The sequence below is a fragment of the Rhodopseudomonas parapalustris genome, assembly GCF_053772255.1.
Window position 1 is genome coordinate 24,516 of the sequence record NZ_JAMKBZ010000003.1, and the last position, 16,873, is coordinate 41,388.

19 protein-coding genes are annotated in these 16,873 nt (G+C 64.9%); 7 read left to right on the forward strand and 12 right to left on the reverse strand.

What is annotated here, in order from left to right:
- Positions 1-29: 29 nt before the first annotated feature.
- Genes M9H71_RS03600 through M9H71_RS03610 form a run of 3 tightly spaced genes read right to left on the reverse strand, consistent with a single transcriptional unit; the run spans position 30 to position 2,498 of the window.
- Positions 30-1,241: an ABC transporter substrate-binding protein gene (locus tag M9H71_RS03600; protein WP_230762020.1), complete on the reverse strand. Its 1,212-nt coding sequence runs from the start codon at positions 1,239-1,241 to the stop codon at positions 30-32.
- Between the two features lie 10 nt (positions 1,242-1,251).
- Positions 1,252-2,109, reverse strand: coding sequence for an alpha/beta fold hydrolase (locus M9H71_RS03605; RefSeq protein ID WP_230762021.1), 858 nt, complete (start codon positions 2,107-2,109; stop codon positions 1,252-1,254).
- Complete coding sequence (locus tag M9H71_RS03610) at positions 2,106-2,498, reverse strand: hypothetical protein (RefSeq protein WP_455403730.1); 393 nt, start codon at positions 2,496-2,498, stop codon at positions 2,106-2,108. Before M9H71_RS03610 ends, M9H71_RS03605 begins: the two co-directional genes overlap by 4 nt.
- 278 nt (positions 2,499-2,776) lie before the next feature.
- On the opposite strand from M9H71_RS03610, the gene M9H71_RS03615 reads away from it, so the two are divergent.
- Complete coding sequence (locus tag M9H71_RS03615) at positions 2,777-4,210, forward strand: NAD-dependent succinate-semialdehyde dehydrogenase (RefSeq protein WP_455403731.1); 1,434 nt, start codon at positions 2,777-2,779, stop codon at positions 4,208-4,210.
- A gap of 11 nt (positions 4,211-4,221) precedes the next feature.
- Here the strand turns inward: M9H71_RS03615 and M9H71_RS03620 are convergent, their stop codons facing one another.
- From M9H71_RS03620 to M9H71_RS03645, 6 genes are all read right to left on the reverse strand, one after another.
- Complete coding sequence (locus tag M9H71_RS03620; RefSeq protein WP_164607272.1) at positions 4,222-4,593, reverse strand: carboxymuconolactone decarboxylase family protein; 372 nt, start codon at positions 4,591-4,593, stop codon at positions 4,222-4,224.
- Positions 4,594-4,682: 89 nt separating this feature from the next.
- On the reverse strand, positions 4,683-5,405 hold the full coding sequence (locus M9H71_RS03625) for an ABC transporter ATP-binding protein (RefSeq protein ID WP_164607239.1): 723 nt from the start codon (positions 5,403-5,405) through the stop codon (positions 4,683-4,685).
- Entirely contained in the window at positions 5,402-6,127 is a 726-nt protein-coding gene (locus tag M9H71_RS03630) for an ABC transporter ATP-binding protein (protein ID WP_415218649.1), read from the reverse strand. Before M9H71_RS03630 ends, M9H71_RS03625 begins: the two co-directional genes overlap by 4 nt.
- Complete coding sequence (locus M9H71_RS03635; RefSeq protein ID WP_455403732.1) at positions 6,127-7,098, reverse strand: branched-chain amino acid ABC transporter permease; 972 nt, start codon at positions 7,096-7,098, stop codon at positions 6,127-6,129. Before M9H71_RS03635 ends, M9H71_RS03630 begins: the two co-directional genes overlap by 1 nt.
- A complete protein-coding gene (locus M9H71_RS03640; protein WP_455403733.1) occupies positions 7,095-7,955 on the reverse strand; it encodes a branched-chain amino acid ABC transporter permease in 861 nt (286 codons plus the stop codon). Before M9H71_RS03640 ends, M9H71_RS03635 begins: the two co-directional genes overlap by 4 nt.
- Before the next feature lie 12 nt (positions 7,956-7,967).
- Positions 7,968-9,188 carry an ABC transporter substrate-binding protein gene (locus M9H71_RS03645; protein WP_455403734.1) on the reverse strand — a complete coding sequence of 407 codons (1,221 nt, stop codon included), beginning with the start codon at positions 9,186-9,188 and terminating at the stop codon, positions 7,968-7,970.
- Positions 9,189-9,303: 115 nt separating this feature from the next.
- Here M9H71_RS03645 and M9H71_RS03650 point away from each other — a divergent pair, with 115 nt between their 5' ends.
- The 4 genes from M9H71_RS03650 to M9H71_RS03665 all read left to right on the forward strand — a co-directional run bounded on the left by M9H71_RS03650 (position 9,304) and on the right by M9H71_RS03665 (position 13,030).
- On the forward strand, positions 9,304-9,987 hold the full coding sequence (locus tag M9H71_RS03650; RefSeq protein ID WP_455403735.1) for a GntR family transcriptional regulator: 684 nt from the start codon (positions 9,304-9,306) through the stop codon (positions 9,985-9,987).
- 58 nt (positions 9,988-10,045) lie between these two features.
- Positions 10,046-10,936 (forward strand): NAD(P)-dependent oxidoreductase, encoded by an 891-nt coding sequence (locus M9H71_RS03655; RefSeq protein ID WP_455403736.1) that lies wholly within the window; start codon positions 10,046-10,048, stop codon positions 10,934-10,936.
- A gap of 97 nt (positions 10,937-11,033) precedes the next feature.
- Positions 11,034-12,167 carry an alpha/beta fold hydrolase gene (locus M9H71_RS03660; protein ID WP_455403737.1) on the forward strand — a complete coding sequence of 378 codons (1,134 nt, stop codon included), beginning with the start codon at positions 11,034-11,036 and terminating at the stop codon, positions 12,165-12,167.
- A 143-nt stretch (positions 12,168-12,310) separates the two neighbouring features.
- Complete coding sequence (locus M9H71_RS03665) at positions 12,311-13,030, forward strand: UPF0149 family protein (protein ID WP_455403738.1); 720 nt, start codon at positions 12,311-12,313, stop codon at positions 13,028-13,030.
- Positions 13,031-13,206: 176 nt separating this feature from the next.
- On the opposite strand, the gene M9H71_RS03670 is transcribed toward M9H71_RS03665, so the two are convergent.
- On the reverse strand, positions 13,207-13,533 hold the full coding sequence (locus tag M9H71_RS03670; RefSeq protein WP_455403739.1) for an ArsR/SmtB family transcription factor: 327 nt from the start codon (positions 13,531-13,533) through the stop codon (positions 13,207-13,209).
- A 91-nt stretch (positions 13,534-13,624) separates the two neighbouring features.
- Between M9H71_RS03670 and M9H71_RS03675 the strand changes: the two genes are divergently transcribed.
- Both M9H71_RS03675 and M9H71_RS03680 read left to right on the forward strand, forming a co-directional pair.
- Positions 13,625-14,374 carry an SDR family NAD(P)-dependent oxidoreductase gene (locus M9H71_RS03675; RefSeq protein WP_455403740.1) on the forward strand — a complete coding sequence of 250 codons (750 nt, stop codon included), beginning with the start codon at positions 13,625-13,627 and terminating at the stop codon, positions 14,372-14,374.
- Positions 14,375-14,536: 162 nt separating this feature from the next.
- Complete coding sequence (locus M9H71_RS03680; protein ID WP_455403741.1) at positions 14,537-14,779, forward strand: hypothetical protein; 243 nt, start codon at positions 14,537-14,539, stop codon at positions 14,777-14,779.
- 137 nt (positions 14,780-14,916) lie between these two features.
- Here M9H71_RS03680 and M9H71_RS03685 read toward each other — a convergent pair whose 3' ends face one another.
- Entirely contained in the window at positions 14,917-15,246 is a 330-nt protein-coding gene (locus tag M9H71_RS03685; protein ID WP_455403742.1) for a hypothetical protein, read from the reverse strand.
- 138 nt (positions 15,247-15,384) lie between these two features.
- Entirely contained in the window at positions 15,385-16,581 is a 1,197-nt protein-coding gene (locus M9H71_RS03690) for a DUF2778 domain-containing protein (protein WP_455403743.1), read from the reverse strand.
- Between the last annotated feature and the right edge of the window lie 292 nt (positions 16,582-16,873).

Sequence of the window (16,873 nt, forward strand, 5' to 3'; positions counted from 1 at the left end):
CGCGACGGCACGCCCGCCCTGGATAAACGTCAGTTCTGGACCAGAGGACAGTTCCCCTCGCTCATCGGACGGAACGCCTGCTCGCCCGGCGCCGTCGTCAGCACCTTGTAGTAGTCGTATTTGTACTTCGATTCCTCGGGCTTCTTGACCTGCACCAGATACATCGTGTGCAGAACACGGCCGTCGGGGCGCACGGCGACGTCCTTATTGTACATGTCGTTGACCTTCATCTCGTGCATCTTCTTGGCGACGATCGCCGGATCCTTGGTGCCGGCGGCCTTCACGGCAGCGAGATAGTGATGCACGCCGCTGTAGACGCCGGCCTGCACCATGCTCGGCACCTTGCCGCCGGTCGCAGCGAAATAGCGCTTCGCCCAGGCGCGGGTGTCGTCATTCAGGTCCCAATAGAACGAGGTGGTCACCTGCAGCCCGCGCGTCGCCTTGAGGCCGAGCGCGTTGACGTCGGTGATGAAGACAAGCAGGCCGGCGAGCTGCTGCCCGCTTTCCACGATTCCGAACTCGCCCGCCTGCTTGATCGCGGTCTGAACGTCGGCACCCGACGTCGCAAGCCCCACCACCTTGGCCTTCGAGGCTTGCGCCTGCAGCAGGAACGACGCCATGTCGGTCGAGCCCAGCGGATGAGCAGACGAGCCGACCACCTTGCCGCCGGCGGCTTCAATGAACTTGGTCGCGTCGCGCTGCAATGCATGACCGAACGCGTAGTCCGCCGTGATGAAATACCAGGTATTGCCACCCGCCTTGGTGACGGCGTCGCTGGTCATCTTCGACAGCGCATAGGTGTCGTAGTTGAAGTGGAAGCTGACCGGCGAACACGCCTTGCCGGTGAAGTCGGACGAGCCCGGGCCGCTGATCACGAAAATCTTGTTCTTCTGCCGCGCCACCTCGAGAATGGCGAAGCCGGCCGACGATGCTGCGCCATCGGCGATGACGTCGACCCCCTCGGTGTCGAACCAGCGCCGCGCCGTCGCCGCGGCGATATCCGGCTTGTTCTGGTGGTCAGCCGAGATCACCTCGATCTTCTGTCCGAGCAATTCGCCGCCGAAGTCTTCGGCCGCGAGCTTGGCGGCGGCGACCGAACCGGTGCCGCCATTGTCGGCGAACACGCCGGACTGATCGTTCAGCACGCCGATCTTGATCGTTTCTGCGGCCTTCGCAGGCAGGATCGACAGCAGCAGTGCGGCTGAAAGGTACAGCGCTTTCTTGAATGTTCGGGTCGTCATGGGTTCCTCCTTAGATGGCTTTTTGTTGTTTGATGGCTTGAAGAACCGGCGCGATGTAGCGCCGGAATTGCTCCGGGTTCTCGCTCATCGGAAAATGGCCGAGCTTCTCCATCACCACGACCGCAGTACCGGGAATCCCTGCGGCCGTGCGCAGCGTGTCTTCCGGCGAGCAGGAAAAATCGTATTCGCCGGTCAGCAGATAGAGCGGGCACACGCTGGTATCGATGGCCTTTGTTCGCCCGCGCAGATCGCCGTCGACGCGATAGAAATACAGGTCGCCCTTGAACACACCGGGGCCGCCCTGCTTGTAGGCCCACAGCGTTTCCATCCGCGTCTCGGGCGGACTCTGCGGTGCGACCAGGCCGGATACGAGCGCCGCACAGACTTCGCCGCCATGAACATCGGGGCGATTCAACCAGCCCGTATCGTACCAGGGCGCCTGGAAGTCCGCCGCTTCGAGACCGATCAGCGCCCTGAACTCAGCGGCGTGGTCGATCGCCAGATTGAGCACGATACGGCCACCGATCGAGCAGCCCATCACCACCGGCCGATCGAGATCGAGCGCAGCGCAGAACGCGCGGATCGTCTCGGTGTAACGCGCGGTCGTGAGCTGATACTCAGTGCCGTCCCAATCCGCTGGCGGATTCGACTTACCGTGCCACGGTAGATCGAATGCGATGATGCGGAAGTCCTTCGCGAACTCCTCGTCGGCAAGCAGATGGCGCCACTGACGGCCATCCGAGCCGGCGGTATGCAGACAGACAAGCGGAATGCCGCTGCCCGCCTCCTCGAAATAGATCCGGTGCGTCGTGCCGGCGATCTCGACGTGCACGTAGCGGCCGACCATCGGTTCAATGTGGCCGGTCATCGCGCGCCTCCTGTGCGGGGCAGCGCGAGCAGATCCTTAAAATACTGCAGGTGGATCATGAACGGCTTGATGTCACCTTCGAGGGTCGCGGCGCCACGCTTGGTGAGTGCGAGCAAATCGTGCCATCCCGCGGCCGGCATCGGCTGCCAATAGGCACTCCACGCCTCGGGCGTCGCCCGATACGCGAAGGTCCAAGGCCGCATCAGCACCGGTGCCGGCGCAACGTCGGTGATACGGCCGGCACGGATCGCGACGTGGAACGCCTGCTCGACCGAGCCGAGCAGGCAGTCGACGTCGAGCATCCGTCCGCGATGAACCAGCGACGGATCGCGCTCCAACATCTCCGGGAGATGATTGAAGGTCTCGGCGATTGATTCAGATTGCTTCAACGCCGGCCTCCTCGGTCGTGAGCAACCAAACGCGCGGCTCGGCCAGACGCCGAGCGGCATGATCGGCCGGCGCGCAGGCATCCCGCGAGCCCCGACTGTCGCCGCCGCAGCCTCTCAGCACGCCCCCCTCCTCTGCAGCTTCATGCCGCCTCCCATCTTGTCGCGATTATCTTATCGTTCTGTCTGACAGAACTCTTGTTCTGTTATAGGAACATATGATTGGATGCGACGCAAGCGGGCAGGATCGCTCGCGCTTCAAACAGCAAGCGGACTTGGCAATGACCTATCCAGAGATCGAGCTCTATGTCGGCGGACATTGGCTTCGCAGGCCCGGGGCGCCGATCATCAATCCGGCGGACGAAAGCGTGCTCGGCACCGTGCCGCACGCGACGACCGCCGACCTCGACGATGCGCTCGACGCAGCGGCGCGCGGCTTCGGGCTGTGGCGCAAGACACCACCGAACGCACGGGCCCAGATCATCTTGCGCGCCGCCGCGCTGATCCGCGAACGCGTCGATCAGATGGCGGTCGCGATGACGCTGGAGCAAGGCAAGCCGCTCGACCAATCTCGCCTGGAGATCCTGCGCGGCTGCGACATCATCGAATGGGACGCCACCGAAGGGATGCGCCTGTATGGCCGCGTGATCCCTGCCGGTCCCGGCCTGCAGCACACGGTGTATCGTCAGCCGATCGGGCCGGTTGCCGCGTTCTCGCCCTGGAATTTTCCGATGAGCTCACCGGCACGCAAGGTTGCCGGTGCGCTGGCGTCGGGCTGCTCGATCATCCTCAAAGCGTCCGAAGAAACGCCGGCGGGCGCCCTGCAGCTAGTGCGTGCCTTCCACGACGCTGGCTTGCCTCCGGGCGTCCTTAATCTCGTGTACGGCGATCCTGCGGCGATCTCCGATCATCTGGTGCCGCATCCGACCATCCGGCTGATCACCTTCACCGGGTCGGTTCCTGTCGGTAAGCACCTCGCCGCGATGGCCGGACGGGCGATGAAGCCAGCGATCATGGAGCTCGGCGGCCACGGTCCCGTCATCGTCTGCGACGACGTCGATCCGGTCGCGACCGCCGCCGCTTCGGCCGTCGCGAAGTCGCGCAATGCCGGCCAGGTCTGCGTCGCACCGACGCGGTTCTTCGTCCATGAATCGTTGTACGAGCGCTTCGCCGCGACCTTTGCGGAGCGCGCCGCGCAGCTCAGAATTGGTAGCGGTCTCGATCCGGCCACCCAGCTCGGCCCGCTGGCGAATGTGCGCCGGGTGGAAGCGATGGAGCGGTTGGTGGCGGACGCCAAATCACGCGGCGCCCGCGTGATGGCCGGCGGACAGCGGCTCGGCAACCGCGGTTACTACTATCCGCTGACAGTGCTGGCCGACATTCCCGACGACGCACTCGCCATGAACGAAGAGCCGTTCGGTCCGCTGGCGCTGATCAATCCGGTGCGCAACCTCGACGAGGCGATCGCCAAGGCCAACGCCCTGCCCTTCGGCCTCGCCGCCTACGCCTTCACCCGGTCGGCCGACAACGTGCAACGGCTGTCGACCGACGTGGAGACCGGCAATCTCACCATCAACCATTTCGTGGCATCGACTGCCGAAACGCCGTTCGGCGGAGTCAAGGACAGTGGTTATGGCCGCGAAGGCGGCACCGAAGGCCTCGGCTGCTACACCATCGCAAAGAACGTCTCACACCAGTTTGTCCCGGCGGGGTAGCGACGTCGTCGCTACTCCACCTCGCCCATTTCCTTCAGGACTTCATTCGCCGCCTTGAAGGCGTCGAGGCCGGCCGGAATGCCGCAATACACCGTGGCGTGCAGCAGCACTTCCTTGATCTCCTCGACGCTGACGCCGTTGGTGATCGCGCCGCGGGTATGCAGCTTGATCTCCGGGGCGCGGTTGAGCGCGGTGAGCATCGCCAGATTCAGCATGCTGCGGGTCTTGCGATCGAGCCCCGGACGATTCCAGGCGTAGCCCCAGCACCATTCGGTGGTGATGTGCTGGAACGCCATCATGAAGTCGTTGGTCGACTTCATCGACTTGTCGACGTACTCCGCGCCGAGGACTTCGCGGCGGGCCGAGAGCCCGATGTCGAACATGCCGCCAAGGGTGATCTTCTGGTCATAGCTCACAGGTATCGTCCTTTCGCTCTGCAATTGCTTCGATTCGTTGAGGTTGGTGCGTTCGATCATATGCCGAGATAGGCAGCGCGAACGGCGGGATTTTGGCCGAGCTCAGCGGACGAGCCCTGCAGCGTAATCCGCCCGGTCTCCAGCACGTAACCCCGCGTCGCCACATCGAGCGCGAGGCCGACGTTCTGCTCGACCAACAGGATCGACGTGCCGCCGCTGTGGATCTTGACGAAGGCGTCGTGCATCTCTTCGACTACCTTCGGCGCCAGCCCGTGGCTCGGCTCATCGAGCAGCAGCAGCTTGGGCTGCAGCATCAGCGCGCGGCCGACCGCCACCATCTGCTGCTCGCCGCCGGACAGCGTGCCGGCGAGCTGACCGCGGCGCTCGCGCAGCCGCGGGAACAGTTCGAAGATCCGCTGCATCCGCTGCGGCAGATCGCCGGCGGTGCGCGCCGTGAACGCGCCCAGCATCAGATTGTCTTCGACGCTCATGTCCGGGAAGACGTGGCGTCCCTCCGGCACATGAGCGATGCCAAGTGCCGGCACCTCGTGCGCGGCGCGGCCGGTCAGATCGGCCCCGGCGAATCGAAGCGTGCCTGAGACACGCGGCACCAGACGGGAGATCGCGCGCAGGATCGTGCTCTTGCCGGCGGTGTTGGCGCCGATAATGCAGACGAACTCGCCGTCGCGAATCTCAAGATCGATGCCGTGCAGGACATCGACCTCGTTATAGCCGGCATGGAGCCCTTTGATCTCGAGCAGCGGCGTGACGGCATTCATGTGTGCGCCTCCGCCGAGCGCCCGAGATAGGCCTCGATCACCACCGGATCGTTGGCGACCTGCTGGGCGGTGCCATCGGCCAAGAGCTTGCCGAAGTTCAGCACCAGGATGCGATCGCAGATCGTCATGATGGCGCGCATGTGATGTTCGACCACGAGCAGCGTCAACCCGTCGTCGCGCAGCGAGCGGATCAAGTCCATGATCTCCTGCATCTCGACCGGATTGAGCGCCGCCATCACCTCGTCGAGCAGCAGCACTTTCGGACCGGTACACAACGCCCGCGCCAGCTCGACTCGCGCACGCTCCGGAAACGACAGATCGCCGGCGAGCTTGTGCGCCACCGACTTCAGCCCGACCCGATCGAGGCAGATCAGCGCCTGCTCCCGCGCGGTCGCGACGTCATAGCGCAGCAGCCCAGCGGTCAGCACGTTGTCGAGCACCGAGCTTTCTGCGAACAGCGCAACGTTCTGGAACGTCTTGGTCATGCCGAGCGCCGCCACCTTGTGCGGCTTCATCCCAACCAAGCTGGTGTCGCCGAGCTTGATGCTTCCACTGTCCGGGCGGATCAATCCGACCAGCGTGCTGAAGAACGTCGTCTTGCCTGCGCCGTTGGGGCCGATCAGACCGACGATCTGCCCGCGTGGCACAGTGAACGTCACGTCCGACAACGCCTGCAGACCACCGAACCGCTTGGACAGGCCGCGCACATCGAGAATCGTCATCAGCGGGTCTCCCCGCGGGCGAAGCGGTCGCGCAGCGCGTCCCACACCGTGATGAAGCCGCGCGGCCTCCACAGGATCACCGCGATCAGGATCGCGCCGAAGATCAGTTGGGACAGGCCTGCGGCACCCGCGGAGAACAGGTCGTTCATCAATTCCTCCACCGGAATGATGAACAGCGCGCCGAGGATCGGACCGGCAGCGGTGCCGACGCCGCCGAGGATCGCGATCAGCGCGACGCGGATCGAGATCGCCGCAGCGCTGAACACGGTGTCCGGATCGAAGAATACGGCGACCTGGGCGTACAGCGTGCCGAGCATCCCCATCAGCACGCCGGAGATCACCGCAGTCTGCAGCTTCACCTTAGTGGTGTCGATGCCGATCACTTCGGCCGCGGCTTGGTTCTCACGGATCGCCCGTAGCCGATAGCCCATCGCACCGCGCCGAATGATCTCGAAGATCGCCGTGACGATGATCAGCGCGACGAGCGCGATATAGGCGTGGGGCAAGAGCTGCTTGAACGAATAGCCGGCGAAGCTCGGCGGCGTGAACGGCACCGACAGCCCGCCGGGGCCGCCAGTCAGCGGAGCCCAGACATTCGCGATCACCCGCATCACCTCGCCGAATGCCAGCGTCGCGAGGGCAAAGTAATGCCCCTGCAGCCGCAGCGTCGGGATTGCGATCACCAGCGCCGCGAGACCGCCGAGCGCGCCGGCCGCAAACATGCCGAGCCACGGGCTGATGCCGAATTTCAGCAGCAGGATGGTCGAGGTGTAGGCGCCGATGCCGAAGAACGCCGCGTGGCCGAGCGATGTTTGATTGGCGAGGCCGCCGATCAGATTCCACGCCTGCGCCATCGCGGCGAACAGCAGCGTGAAGGTGAGCACGCGGATCCAGTATCCGGTCGGGCTGAGCAGTAGCGGCAGCACAGCCGCCACTGCGATGAGGATAGCGAGAGCAAGCCAACGTTTCATCGGCGTGCTCCGACGAGGCCCTGCGGTCGCACGGCGAGCACCAGGATGAAGACGATGAACAATACCAGATTCTGGAGCTGAATCGGAAACACCAGCGACGACAGCGCCTGAATGACGCCGACCGCGAGCCCGCCGACCACCGCGCCGGCGACACTACCGAGGCCGCCGAGCACCACCACCGTGAACATCAGCACGACGAACTGCCCGCCGACGCCGGGGAACACGGCGACATAAGGCAGGATCACCGCCCCGCCGAAGGCCGTGAGCCCGACGCCGAGCGCGAACGCCATCTTGTACATCAGACCTGTATCGATCCCCATCAACTGCGCCGCCATCGGGTTCTGCGCGGTGGCGCGCATCGCCCGGCCGAACCAGCTCGTGCGCATGAACCACCACAGCGCCACGCCGCAGGCCAGCGACATCGCAAACGCGATCAGATACGGCACGCTGATGAACAGCGCGCCGAGCGACAGCGACATCGTCTGATAGCTCGTCACCACCGAGCGGAACTGGGAGCCGAAGGTGAGCAGCGCGCCGTTCTCCAGCACGATCAAAAGCCCGACCGTGAGGAAGATCTGCGCGACCGATGGTGCCTTCAGCACCCGCGAGATCAGTTGCCCTTGCACGACCCAGCCGATCGCGAACGCTACCGCGAAGGACAGCGGCGCCGCGAGAACCGGATCGAGCCCGAGATAGGCCCAGGCGAACCACGACACGAACATGCCGATCATCAGGAATTCCGCCTGCGCGAAATTCACGATGCCCATCACGCCGTAGACGAGGGTCAGCCCGATCGAGATCACGGCATAGACGCCGCCGACCAGCAGGCCGTCGATGATGGCTTGAACGAAGGACACGTCAGGCTTCGCTCAGCTCTTCCACTCGGCGGTGCCCTTGGCCACGTCCTTGGGCCATACGGTCACCAGCTCCTTGTTGCGCCACTGCACCATCACCGGCACCGACAGCACGTTGAGACCGGTCGGGTCGAACTGAACGGCGCCGCCGGTCATCGCCTTGGTCCAACCGCCGGTGAACTTGGCACCGCGCAGCGCGGCGGCGACATCCTCTGGCTTGGCCGACTTGGCCTTCTCGATCGCCTGCACCAGCACGTCGAGCGCCACTGCGTGTTCGAGCGCTTCGTGCACCATGAAGTAGCCGAACCGCTTGCGGAAACGCTCGGTGAGATCCGGCGCCAGATCGTAGTTCGCCGGTGCGATCGACAGCACGCCTTCGGCAAATTCGCCAAGACCCTTCTCGAAATCCGGGATGACATAGCCGGCTGCGCCGCCGATCGCCGGCATGGTGATGCGCTGCTGACGCATGGTGCGGATGATCAGCAGGCTGTCGTTGAGATAGGACACCGGGAACACCGCCTGGGCGCCGGAGGCGCGCAGCTTGTTGATCAGCGGCGTGGTGTCGGTGATGCCGAGCGGATAGGCGTCGTCCATCGCCACTTCGACGTTGGCGGCCTTGGCAGCAGCACGCAGCCCATTCGCCTGAGCCGTACCGTAGGCGGTGTCCTCGTACATGATCGCGATCTTGTCGATCTTGGTGCCGGCGGCCTGCGCGATCGCCAGCGTGTAGTCGAGCTGCGCCTTACCGAGCGCCGACGCCTTGGCGACGACCTGGAAGATGTTCTTGAAGCCGCGCCCGGTGATCTGGTCGGCGAACGACATCGTCAGCAGCGGAATGTCGCGCCGCTCCGTCACTTCCGAGATGGCGATGGTCAGCGACGAGGCGAACGCGCCGAGAATCCCGGTGACTTCGTTCTGCGAGATCAGCCGCTGCGCCACCGTACCGGCCGTGGTCGGAGTCGAGGTCGCGTCCGCAACGATCAGATTGATCTTGGCACCGCCGAGCGCCTTGATGCCGCCGGCGGCGTTGATCTCGTCAGCGACGAGCTCGATCCCGTTGCGGGAGTTGATGCCGAACTGCGCATTGGCACCGGACAGCGGCATGATGACACCGATGTTGACCGGCTTGGCCTCGGCGCGCGCCGCGCTTCCGATCATTGGACTGGCGAGCAGCGACGCAGTGCCGGCGAGCAACGAACGACGGTTCAGCCCCGCGCGGGGCGACATCTTCGACATGGCTTATTCCTCCCGGTGACCATTAGGTCTGTTTTGATTGGGGTCGAGGTCGCCACAAATCAGACCATCCGTCAAGCTGCTTGACAGATTGTCTGACAATCAGCCAGATCGCTGCATGCCCAAGACCGACTCGAACCTCAACGTCTCGCGTGAAGCCACCAGCCTTCGCCTGCTGGTCGAGAACCGCCTGCGCTCGGCGATCGGCAGCGGCGTGTTCAAGCCCGGACAGCGATTAATCGAGCGCGAATTGTGCGAGCAGACCGGCGTCGGGCGAACCTCGATCCGCGAGGCCCTGAGGCAGCTCGAGGCCGAAGGGCTGGTCACCACGATCCCGCACCGCGGCCCGATCGTCAGCACCATCACCGCCGACGAAGCCGCCCAGCTCTACGACCTGCGCGCGTTGCTCGAAGGTTTCGCCGGCCGCGAATGCGCCAAGCGTCGCGACCCGGCGATTATCGGCCGCCTGCGAGCGCAGTACGAACGCATGGTCGCGGTCGCCGGCAACGATGATCGCAGCGAACTCCTCGCCGCCAAGACCGAGTTCTACGCCGCTCTGCTCGAAGGCTGCGGCAACGTCTTCGTCGAGCGCTTTCTCAAGATGCTGCTGAACCGCGTGACGGTACTGCGGATGACCTCGATGACGCAGCCCAACCGGATCGGTCACAGCCTGCAGGAGATCGGCACCATCCTGGACGAGATCGAGAACGGCAACGAACATGGTGCCGAACAGGCCTGCGTGCAGCACATCAACAACGCCGCCGCCATCGCGCTCGACGCGCTCCGCCGCGGTGAAACCTGAGCAGCAACGACGGCTCAGCACGATCTTCAAAAACAAAACACCATCGAGAGGAACGCCAGTGTCGCAGTCAGCCGCCATCACTCCGCCCGCACGCATTGCCGTGATCGGCCTCGGCAACATGGGCCGTCCGATGTCGGCCTGTCTGGCACGCGCCGGCTATCACGTCGTCGGCTTCGACATCTCGGCCGAAGCGCGCTCCGCCTACGCCGAGGCGGGCGGCACTGCGGCCTCGACGGCGACAGATGCGGTCGCCGGCGCCGCCGCCGTGATCACGCTGCTGGGTGACGGCAAGATCGTGCGGAGCGCGATCGAAGGCGTCAAAGCTCGTCTCGCGCCAGGCGCAGTGGTGATCGACATGAGTTCGTCGGCGCCGATCGGCACGCGCGCGCTCGGCGAGGAACTGATCGCCGCCGGCTTCGGCTTCATCGATGCCCCCGTTTCGGGCGGCGTCAAACGTGCCATCGACGGCAGTTTGGCGATCATGGCCGGCGGCGACGGCGCCACCATCGATCGCGCCGAGCCGGTCCTGAAGGCGATGGGCAAGTCGATCTTCCGCACCGGCCCGCTCGGCTCCGGCCACGCCGCCAAGGCGCTCAACAACTACGTCTCCGCCGCCGGTCTGGCCGCGGCGGTGGAAGCGCTCGCCATTGGCGGCCGTTTCGGCATCGAGCCCGAGGTCCTGGTCGACGTGCTGAACGCCTCCACCGGCCGCAACAATTCGACCGAAAACAAGCTCAAGCAGTTCGTCATCCCGGAGAAGTACACCTCGGGGTTCTCACTGGCGCTGATGGCGAAGGACATCCGCACCGCCGACGAGCTTGCGCATCAGATCGGCGTCGCCGTGCCGCTGGCCGATCAGGTCGCCGCACTGTGGGACGAAGCGATGAAAGCGCTCGGTCCGGCCGCCGATCATGTCGAGATCGGCCGTTATCTGACGGCGAAGCGCTGATTGGTCCCAACGCATGACGCTGATCGACCAGTTGCGCGACCGGCTGACGCGGGCGGTCGCAGCTCCGGAGGTGCAGTCGTTCGGCCGCGGACTCGACATGGCGATCGCGTTTTGGATCGATAACGCCGCGGTAGCCATTCTCTGCCGCGACGGCTCGCCGGTCGTGGCGGTGGCCGATGGGCCCGTCGATATCACGCTGTCCGGGCCGGACAGCGCATGGCGGCAGGTTCTGGCCCCTCACCCGCCGCCGACTTTTCATTCGTTCTCGTCGATCCAGCTCCGCAACGCGCAGTTCACGGTGAGCGGCGAAGCACTGGCGATCGCCCAGGCGAGAGCCTTCCTCGAGGCGGTGTTTGCCAATCTGACCTCGGCGGAGCCGTTGCGCAGCAACGTCGATCTGACGCGGCTGACCGGCCGCTATCACCGGGTGCGCAGGGCCACCGGCGAGCAGGGCGACATCTACACCGAAGCTGCGGGACAAGGCTCGCCGCTGTTGTGTCTGCATACGGCAGGTGCCGACACCCGGCAGTTTCACGGGGTGATGTGCGACTCTGAACTCGGCCGCGACTGGCGCCTGATCGGCTTCGATCTGCCGTCTCATGGCCGCTCGATGCCCCCCATCGGCTGGGACGGCGGCATCTATCGGCTCGACCAGGCGACCTATCTCGACTGGTGCGTCAGCTTTATCGAGCAGGTCATTGCTCAGCCCGTGGGACTGATCGGCTGTTCGATGGGCGCGGGCATCGCCATGGCGCTCGCCGCCCAGCGACCGGATCTGGTGAAGGCGGTCGTCGCGCTCGAAGCCCCGCTACGGCCACGCGGCCGGCGCAATGCGTTTCTCACCCATGCGAAAGTCAATGCCGGCTGGCATTCCGCCGCTTATGTCCGGGGGCTGATGAGTCCGTCGAGCCCCGCGGACGATCGGCGTCGCGCGGCGTGGATCTATTCGCAGGGTGCGCCCGGCATCTACGACGGCGACCTTGCATTCTATTCAGACGAGTTCGACGGCGAGACTGTCGCCCGCCGCATCGACGGGCGCCGCATTCCTGTGCACCTGATGATCGGGCATTACGACTTCTCCGCCACCGTCGCGGACGCTCACGCCCTCGCCGGCTGGATCGACGGAGCGACCGTGACCGAGATGCCCGAACTCGGGCATTTCCCGATGACGGAGAACCCACCCAAGCTGCTTCACTACCTGCGCCCGGTCCTTGCGACGCTCAGGCCATAGATGCTCATCGCCTGGCGGCCAAAGCAAACCAATAGCGCGCCGGATCGAAGCCGCGACGATTGTCCGATCTGATTTCCGGGCCCCTCAGATTCGAAGCCGTCGGCCGCCCCCTTGCATTGCGCTTCCTCCCACCTCGGCTACAGATGGTGGAGACACCGTCCCTCACTGGAACCGGAACCAGCGCCGTGCCTCCAAAACCGCCGCGCCGCCTCGTGCGGCTCGAAGACGAGCTGTCCGCTCTCGGACCCGACGCCATGCTGCTGGAAGAGCTCGACGGCTTCGTCGCCGGGCTGCTGGTCTGTCCCGAGCTGATCAAACCCGGCGAGTGGCTGCCGGTCGTCTACGATGCCGGCGGCGAGAAAACCTCGCCGTTCTCGGATCTGGCGCACGCCAACCGGGTGTTTGCGCTCATCATGGAGCACTACAATTCCGTCGCGCTCACCTTGTCCGAACACCCCGAACGCTACCGCCCGCTGCTGCCGATCGTGGACGACAACGACGTCGTCTGGGAAGTCTGGGTCGACGGCTTCGCGGCAGCGTTGGACTTCTGCCCGGAGGCCTGGGAGGCGTTGCGGAGGGCCGATCCAGCGACGAGCGAGGCGTTCGACGGACTGATGCGGCTGGCCGACATCTCGGCAACCGGCGCCGACCTCCCGCAAGCCGAACGCGACGCTTTCGGAGCATCGGCGGCGACCGATATCTCCCGCTGGATCATCGCGCTGAACAAATGGCGGCTCGGTCACCAGCCTCCCCCACGCGACATCGAATGGGGGCCGCCGCGGCCGGCGCGCAAGGTCGGCCGCAACGATCCCTGCCCCTGCGGCTCGGGCAAGAAGTACAAGCGCTGCTGCGGGTTGAATTGAAGCGCGAGAGGCTGCCGGACGATTCACGGATCCGGCAGCCTCTCGCGTCTGCTCAGAACGTCACACGTAAATTGGCGCGGGCGCCGTGGTCGGAGATGCTGGAGCCGGCTTGGCCAGAGTAGTTGAGGCTGAGCGAATTGCGAGGGCGAATGCTGCGGAAAGCACTGCTGCGCTGATCAGCGCAGCCCCTCCACGTTTGCGTGCTTCAAGATCGCCTTCAGCAACCCCGGAAACCGCGCGTTGATGTCGGCCTCGCGCACCACGTTGCGATGTTCGACGCCCTTCTTCGTGGTCTGGATCAGGCCGGCATCGCGCAGCACGCGAAAATGGTTCGACAGCGTCGACTTCGGGATATCGGGACACGGCGCCGCCGCCGTGCACGACAGACAGTCGCCCTCCTGCAGCAGCGACCTGACGATCTGCAGCCGCATCGGATCGGCCAGCGCTGCGAGCACGCCGGCCAGCGTGATGTCGTCGCGCGCGGGATGAACGAACTGCACCATGGAAAAAATATAGGCTACCCCTTGACCTCGTTCAATAGTCCCATATTTCGGAACTATTGAACAATAATCTCCCAATCAGGACTGAACGATCATGACCAAGACTCTGCAAGGCAAGGTGGCGCTGGTGACCGGCGCGTCGAAGGGCATCGGCGCCGCGATCGCGCTGAAGCTGGCGGCCGAGGGTGCCGCAATCGCGGTGAACTACGCCTCCAGCAAGGACGGTGCCGACAAGGTTGTGAAGCAGATCGAATCCGCCGGCGGCAAGGCCGTCGCCGTGCACGGCGACCTCGCCCAGCCGGCCGACGCCGAGAAGATCGTTGCCGAGACGGTGAAGGCGCTCGGCAAGATCGACGTGCTGGTCAACAATGCCGGCGTCTACGAATTCGCCCCGCTCGGCTCGATCACGCCCGAGCACTTCCGCCGCCAGTTCGACATCAACGTGCTCGGCCTGTTGCTGGTGACGCAGGCCGCCGTGGCGCAGTTCAACGACGGCGGCAGCATCGTCAACATCTCCTCCGGCGCCTCGACGCTGGCGATGCCGGGCTCGTCGGTCTACGGCGCCACCAAGGCCTCGGTTGATTTGATCAGCGCCATTCACGCCAAGGAACTTGCGCCGCGCAAGATCCGCGTCAACGCGGTCAATCCAGGCATGGTGGTCACCGAAGGCGTCAAGACCGCCGGATTCCACGAAGGCGACATGCGCAAGCAGATCGAAGCCATCACCCCGCTCGGCCGCGTCGGCGAAGCCGATGAGATCGCGGCCGTCGTCGCCTTCCTCGCCTCCAACGGTGCCTCCTACGTCACCGGCGAAACGCTGCACGTCACCGGCGGACTGAAGTAACCGACGCGAGGCCCCACCCCCTATTCGAAGTCCGCTCCGGCCCTCGCCGGGGCGGATGCGGCGGGCACATACGGCTTCGCTGCACACGACTGCAACGAAATGCAACTTCGGCCGTTATGCCGCACCGGCCGTACTGAAGCGCGCCGAAGAGGAGAACTGGATTTGAAGAAACTCGTCCTGGGAGTCGCCGGCGCCACCCTGCTCGGACTGGGAGCCCTCGCTACGCCGGCCGTCGCAGCTCCGGCACCGTCGCAGACCGCCGCCCCGCTGACAGACGTCTCGGCGCAGCGCTACGTGGTCCGCAAGCGGGTGATCAGACGCGGTCCGCACTGCACCGTCCGCAAAGTGGTGACTCGTGGGCCCTACGGTCGCCGCGTGGTTCGCACTACCCGCGTCTGCCGCTGAGCGGGACGACACCTGGCCTTCGGTGCCAGCTTCAACTCACGAGGAAGGCGGACACGAGTTTCGCCCTCCTCGTTCTCAGGAAATATCGCGCGTCCATCGCCTCGCGGAACAGCTTCGGCATCATCGCAGCACCAGCGTCACCAGCGATCAAACCTCCCGCCCATCCGCCCTTCATCGTCGGTCTGTTCGAACTCGCGCGGACCCGGCTGTCGCCGCACGGTGCGCAACGTCCTCTGCTCGGTTTTTGGCGGATTGAATACAACGTAACAGGCCGGACTCAGCCGCGGCCCAGCCTCACGCAGACAGCTCTCGATCCGGGAGGCGTCGGGGATGAACTGGCCGCATAGGCGGAACGCATCGGGCGTGCAGGCCTCGCGTTGCGCGGCCGTGCCCTGCTCCTGGGCGACAGCGGAGCCGCCAGCGGCGACAGTGAAAGCGAACACGGCGGCGGACAGGCGTGAGGTCATGGTCGATCTCCGTTTGATCGACCAAGTACGAGCCCGGCCAAACGGTTCCGCCGGCGCTGTTCACGGATTGTGGAGAGGAGGCATCAGCGACGCGGGACACGGAAGGCCCCGCATCCGCGTTCGCTTAGAAAGCCTCGATCAGGTCATGCTGCCGACGACGACGAGACGCTTGACCTGGCCGCGTTTGAACGCCTGCAGGAAGGCGTTGTAGTCCTTGAACGACACACAGCCGTTGGAGTCGCCGCGCGGCCCGAGCATGTACGTGTGGGCGAGCAGACCGGTGCGGCCGTAAATCACGTCCTCGCCACCGACCGGGTTGAGACGGATCGCGGCAACGCCGTGGAACAGCTTCTCGCGCATCTTCAGGTCGTAGATGTGCGGCGGGGTCGCGCCCTGCATCTTGACGTTGACGTGGCGCGGGTCGTCCATCCGGGCGCCGAGACCGGAATGCGCCTCGAGCTTGGAGCCGTCCGGCATGTACACGACCTTGGCGCTGATGTCGTAAACCGCGGTGTAGCGGTCCTCGTCCGAGGGATTGAAGGCACTGTCGCGAACCTGACCGACGTCGAGGTCGCTGGTGTCGGCCGAAGCGTAGGCCAGCGCCGGGCTGTCGACCTTGCCGAACAGCTTTTCGAAGAAGCTCGACTTGTGGTTCTGCGCCGCCATCAGGATCGCCGATTTGGCGCGGGCGACCAGAGCTTCGTGGCTGTAGGGATTGCGCGACGGATTGCGCGGCGTGACGGCGGCGACCGACTTGGTGCGCTGCGGAGGCAGCGGCACGTTCATCGCTTCCTTCACCGGAGACGGCGGCGGCGCGACGCCAACCTTGGCGTCGTCCTCGGTCTGGGCGGCCACCGGCGTATTTTGCACCGGCTGTTTGAACCTGTCGGGCTGGAATCCGAACGAATAGGAAGGATCGAGCAAAGCGTAATAGCGATGACCGGTCTTGGCGGGCTCGGAGGCCTCGACGCTGGCGGTGACCGGAACGTCAGCCGGATCAGCGGAGGCGACCTGAACGCCCTTCTCTTCCTGGCGTTTGAAAGCGGATTTCAGCGCCAGCGACGCCATGAGCTGCGGCGCAGCCTCGGCGGCGGCGGCGAGCGGTTCGAACCGGGCGGAGAACGAGGTGCGCTCGATCGACGAACGAGTGCTCTGATCGTCACGCCACGAGCCGACGGTCGGATAGATGCTGGCGCCGACGGTGTTGGCATAGACCGTCCAGACGCAACCGATCACCGGCAGCGCGATTCCGATCGCGCCGAGCGATTTCCGAAACCCCATGTAGCGGGCCCCACGTTGGTTGGACGACCTTCGCCGTCCCGTGCCGACTGTCATTTCGCTCGCTTCCCGACTTTTCCCCATCGGTCTGCGGCGACCCAAGATACCGCATACAGATGTGGCAGAACAGAGGAGCGCGATTAAGGCGGGTTTTAGTTAAATGCAGTTTAAGCGGCCTGAAATGGAACCATGCGCCGCTATGGTTAACGCTTGGTTAGCGCTGATGGCCAGATTGATTCTCTTACCAGATCAATTGGTTAAGAGAAAATGGAACCTGCCGCTGGGCCATCGTACCGGGAAAATCGGCGCTTCCGCCGCCGCTCTCCGGAATACTACGTACCCCTCCCCT

Excerpts from the sequence above, each read along its gene's own strand:
- M9H71_RS03630 (WP_415218649.1), bottom strand. The coding sequence starts at position 6,127 with ATGACGATTCTCGATGTGCGCGGCCTGTCCAAGCGGTTCGGTGGTCTG.
- M9H71_RS03675 (WP_455403740.1), top strand. The coding sequence starts at position 13,625 with ATGACCAAGACTCTGCAAGGCAAGGTGGCGCTGGTGACCGGCGCGTCG.
- M9H71_RS03605 (WP_230762021.1), bottom strand. The coding sequence starts at position 2,109 with ATGACCGGCCACATTGAACCGATGGTCGGCCGCTACGTGCACGTCGAG.
- M9H71_RS03665 (WP_455403738.1), top strand. The coding sequence starts at position 12,311 with ATGGTGGAGACACCGTCCCTCACTGGAACCGGAACCAGCGCCGTGCCT.
- M9H71_RS03635 (WP_455403732.1), bottom strand. The coding sequence starts at position 7,098 with ATGAAACGTTGGCTTGCTCTCGCTATCCTCATCGCAGTGGCGGCTGTG.
- M9H71_RS03650 (WP_455403735.1), top strand. The coding sequence starts at position 9,304 with ATGCCCAAGACCGACTCGAACCTCAACGTCTCGCGTGAAGCCACCAGC.
- M9H71_RS03620 (WP_164607272.1), bottom strand. The coding sequence starts at position 4,593 with ATGTTCGACATCGGGCTCTCGGCCCGCCGCGAAGTCCTCGGCGCGGAG.
- M9H71_RS03690 (WP_455403743.1), bottom strand. The coding sequence starts at position 16,581 with ATGACAGTCGGCACGGGACGGCGAAGGTCGTCCAACCAACGTGGGGCC.
- M9H71_RS03600 (WP_230762020.1), bottom strand. The coding sequence starts at position 1,241 with ATGACGACCCGAACATTCAAGAAAGCGCTGTACCTTTCAGCCGCACTG.
- M9H71_RS03615 (WP_455403731.1), top strand. The coding sequence starts at position 2,777 with ATGACCTATCCAGAGATCGAGCTCTATGTCGGCGGACATTGGCTTCGC.
- M9H71_RS03660 (WP_455403737.1), top strand. The coding sequence starts at position 11,034 with ATGGCGATCGCGTTTTGGATCGATAACGCCGCGGTAGCCATTCTCTGC.
- M9H71_RS03670 (WP_455403739.1), bottom strand. The coding sequence starts at position 13,533 with ATGGTGCAGTTCGTTCATCCCGCGCGCGACGACATCACGCTGGCCGGC.
- M9H71_RS03625 (WP_164607239.1), bottom strand. The coding sequence starts at position 5,405 with ATGAATGCCGTCACGCCGCTGCTCGAGATCAAAGGGCTCCATGCCGGC.
- M9H71_RS03645 (WP_455403734.1), bottom strand. The coding sequence starts at position 9,188 with ATGTCGAAGATGTCGCCCCGCGCGGGGCTGAACCGTCGTTCGTTGCTC.
- M9H71_RS03685 (WP_455403742.1), bottom strand. The coding sequence starts at position 15,246 with ATGACCTCACGCCTGTCCGCCGCCGTGTTCGCTTTCACTGTCGCCGCT.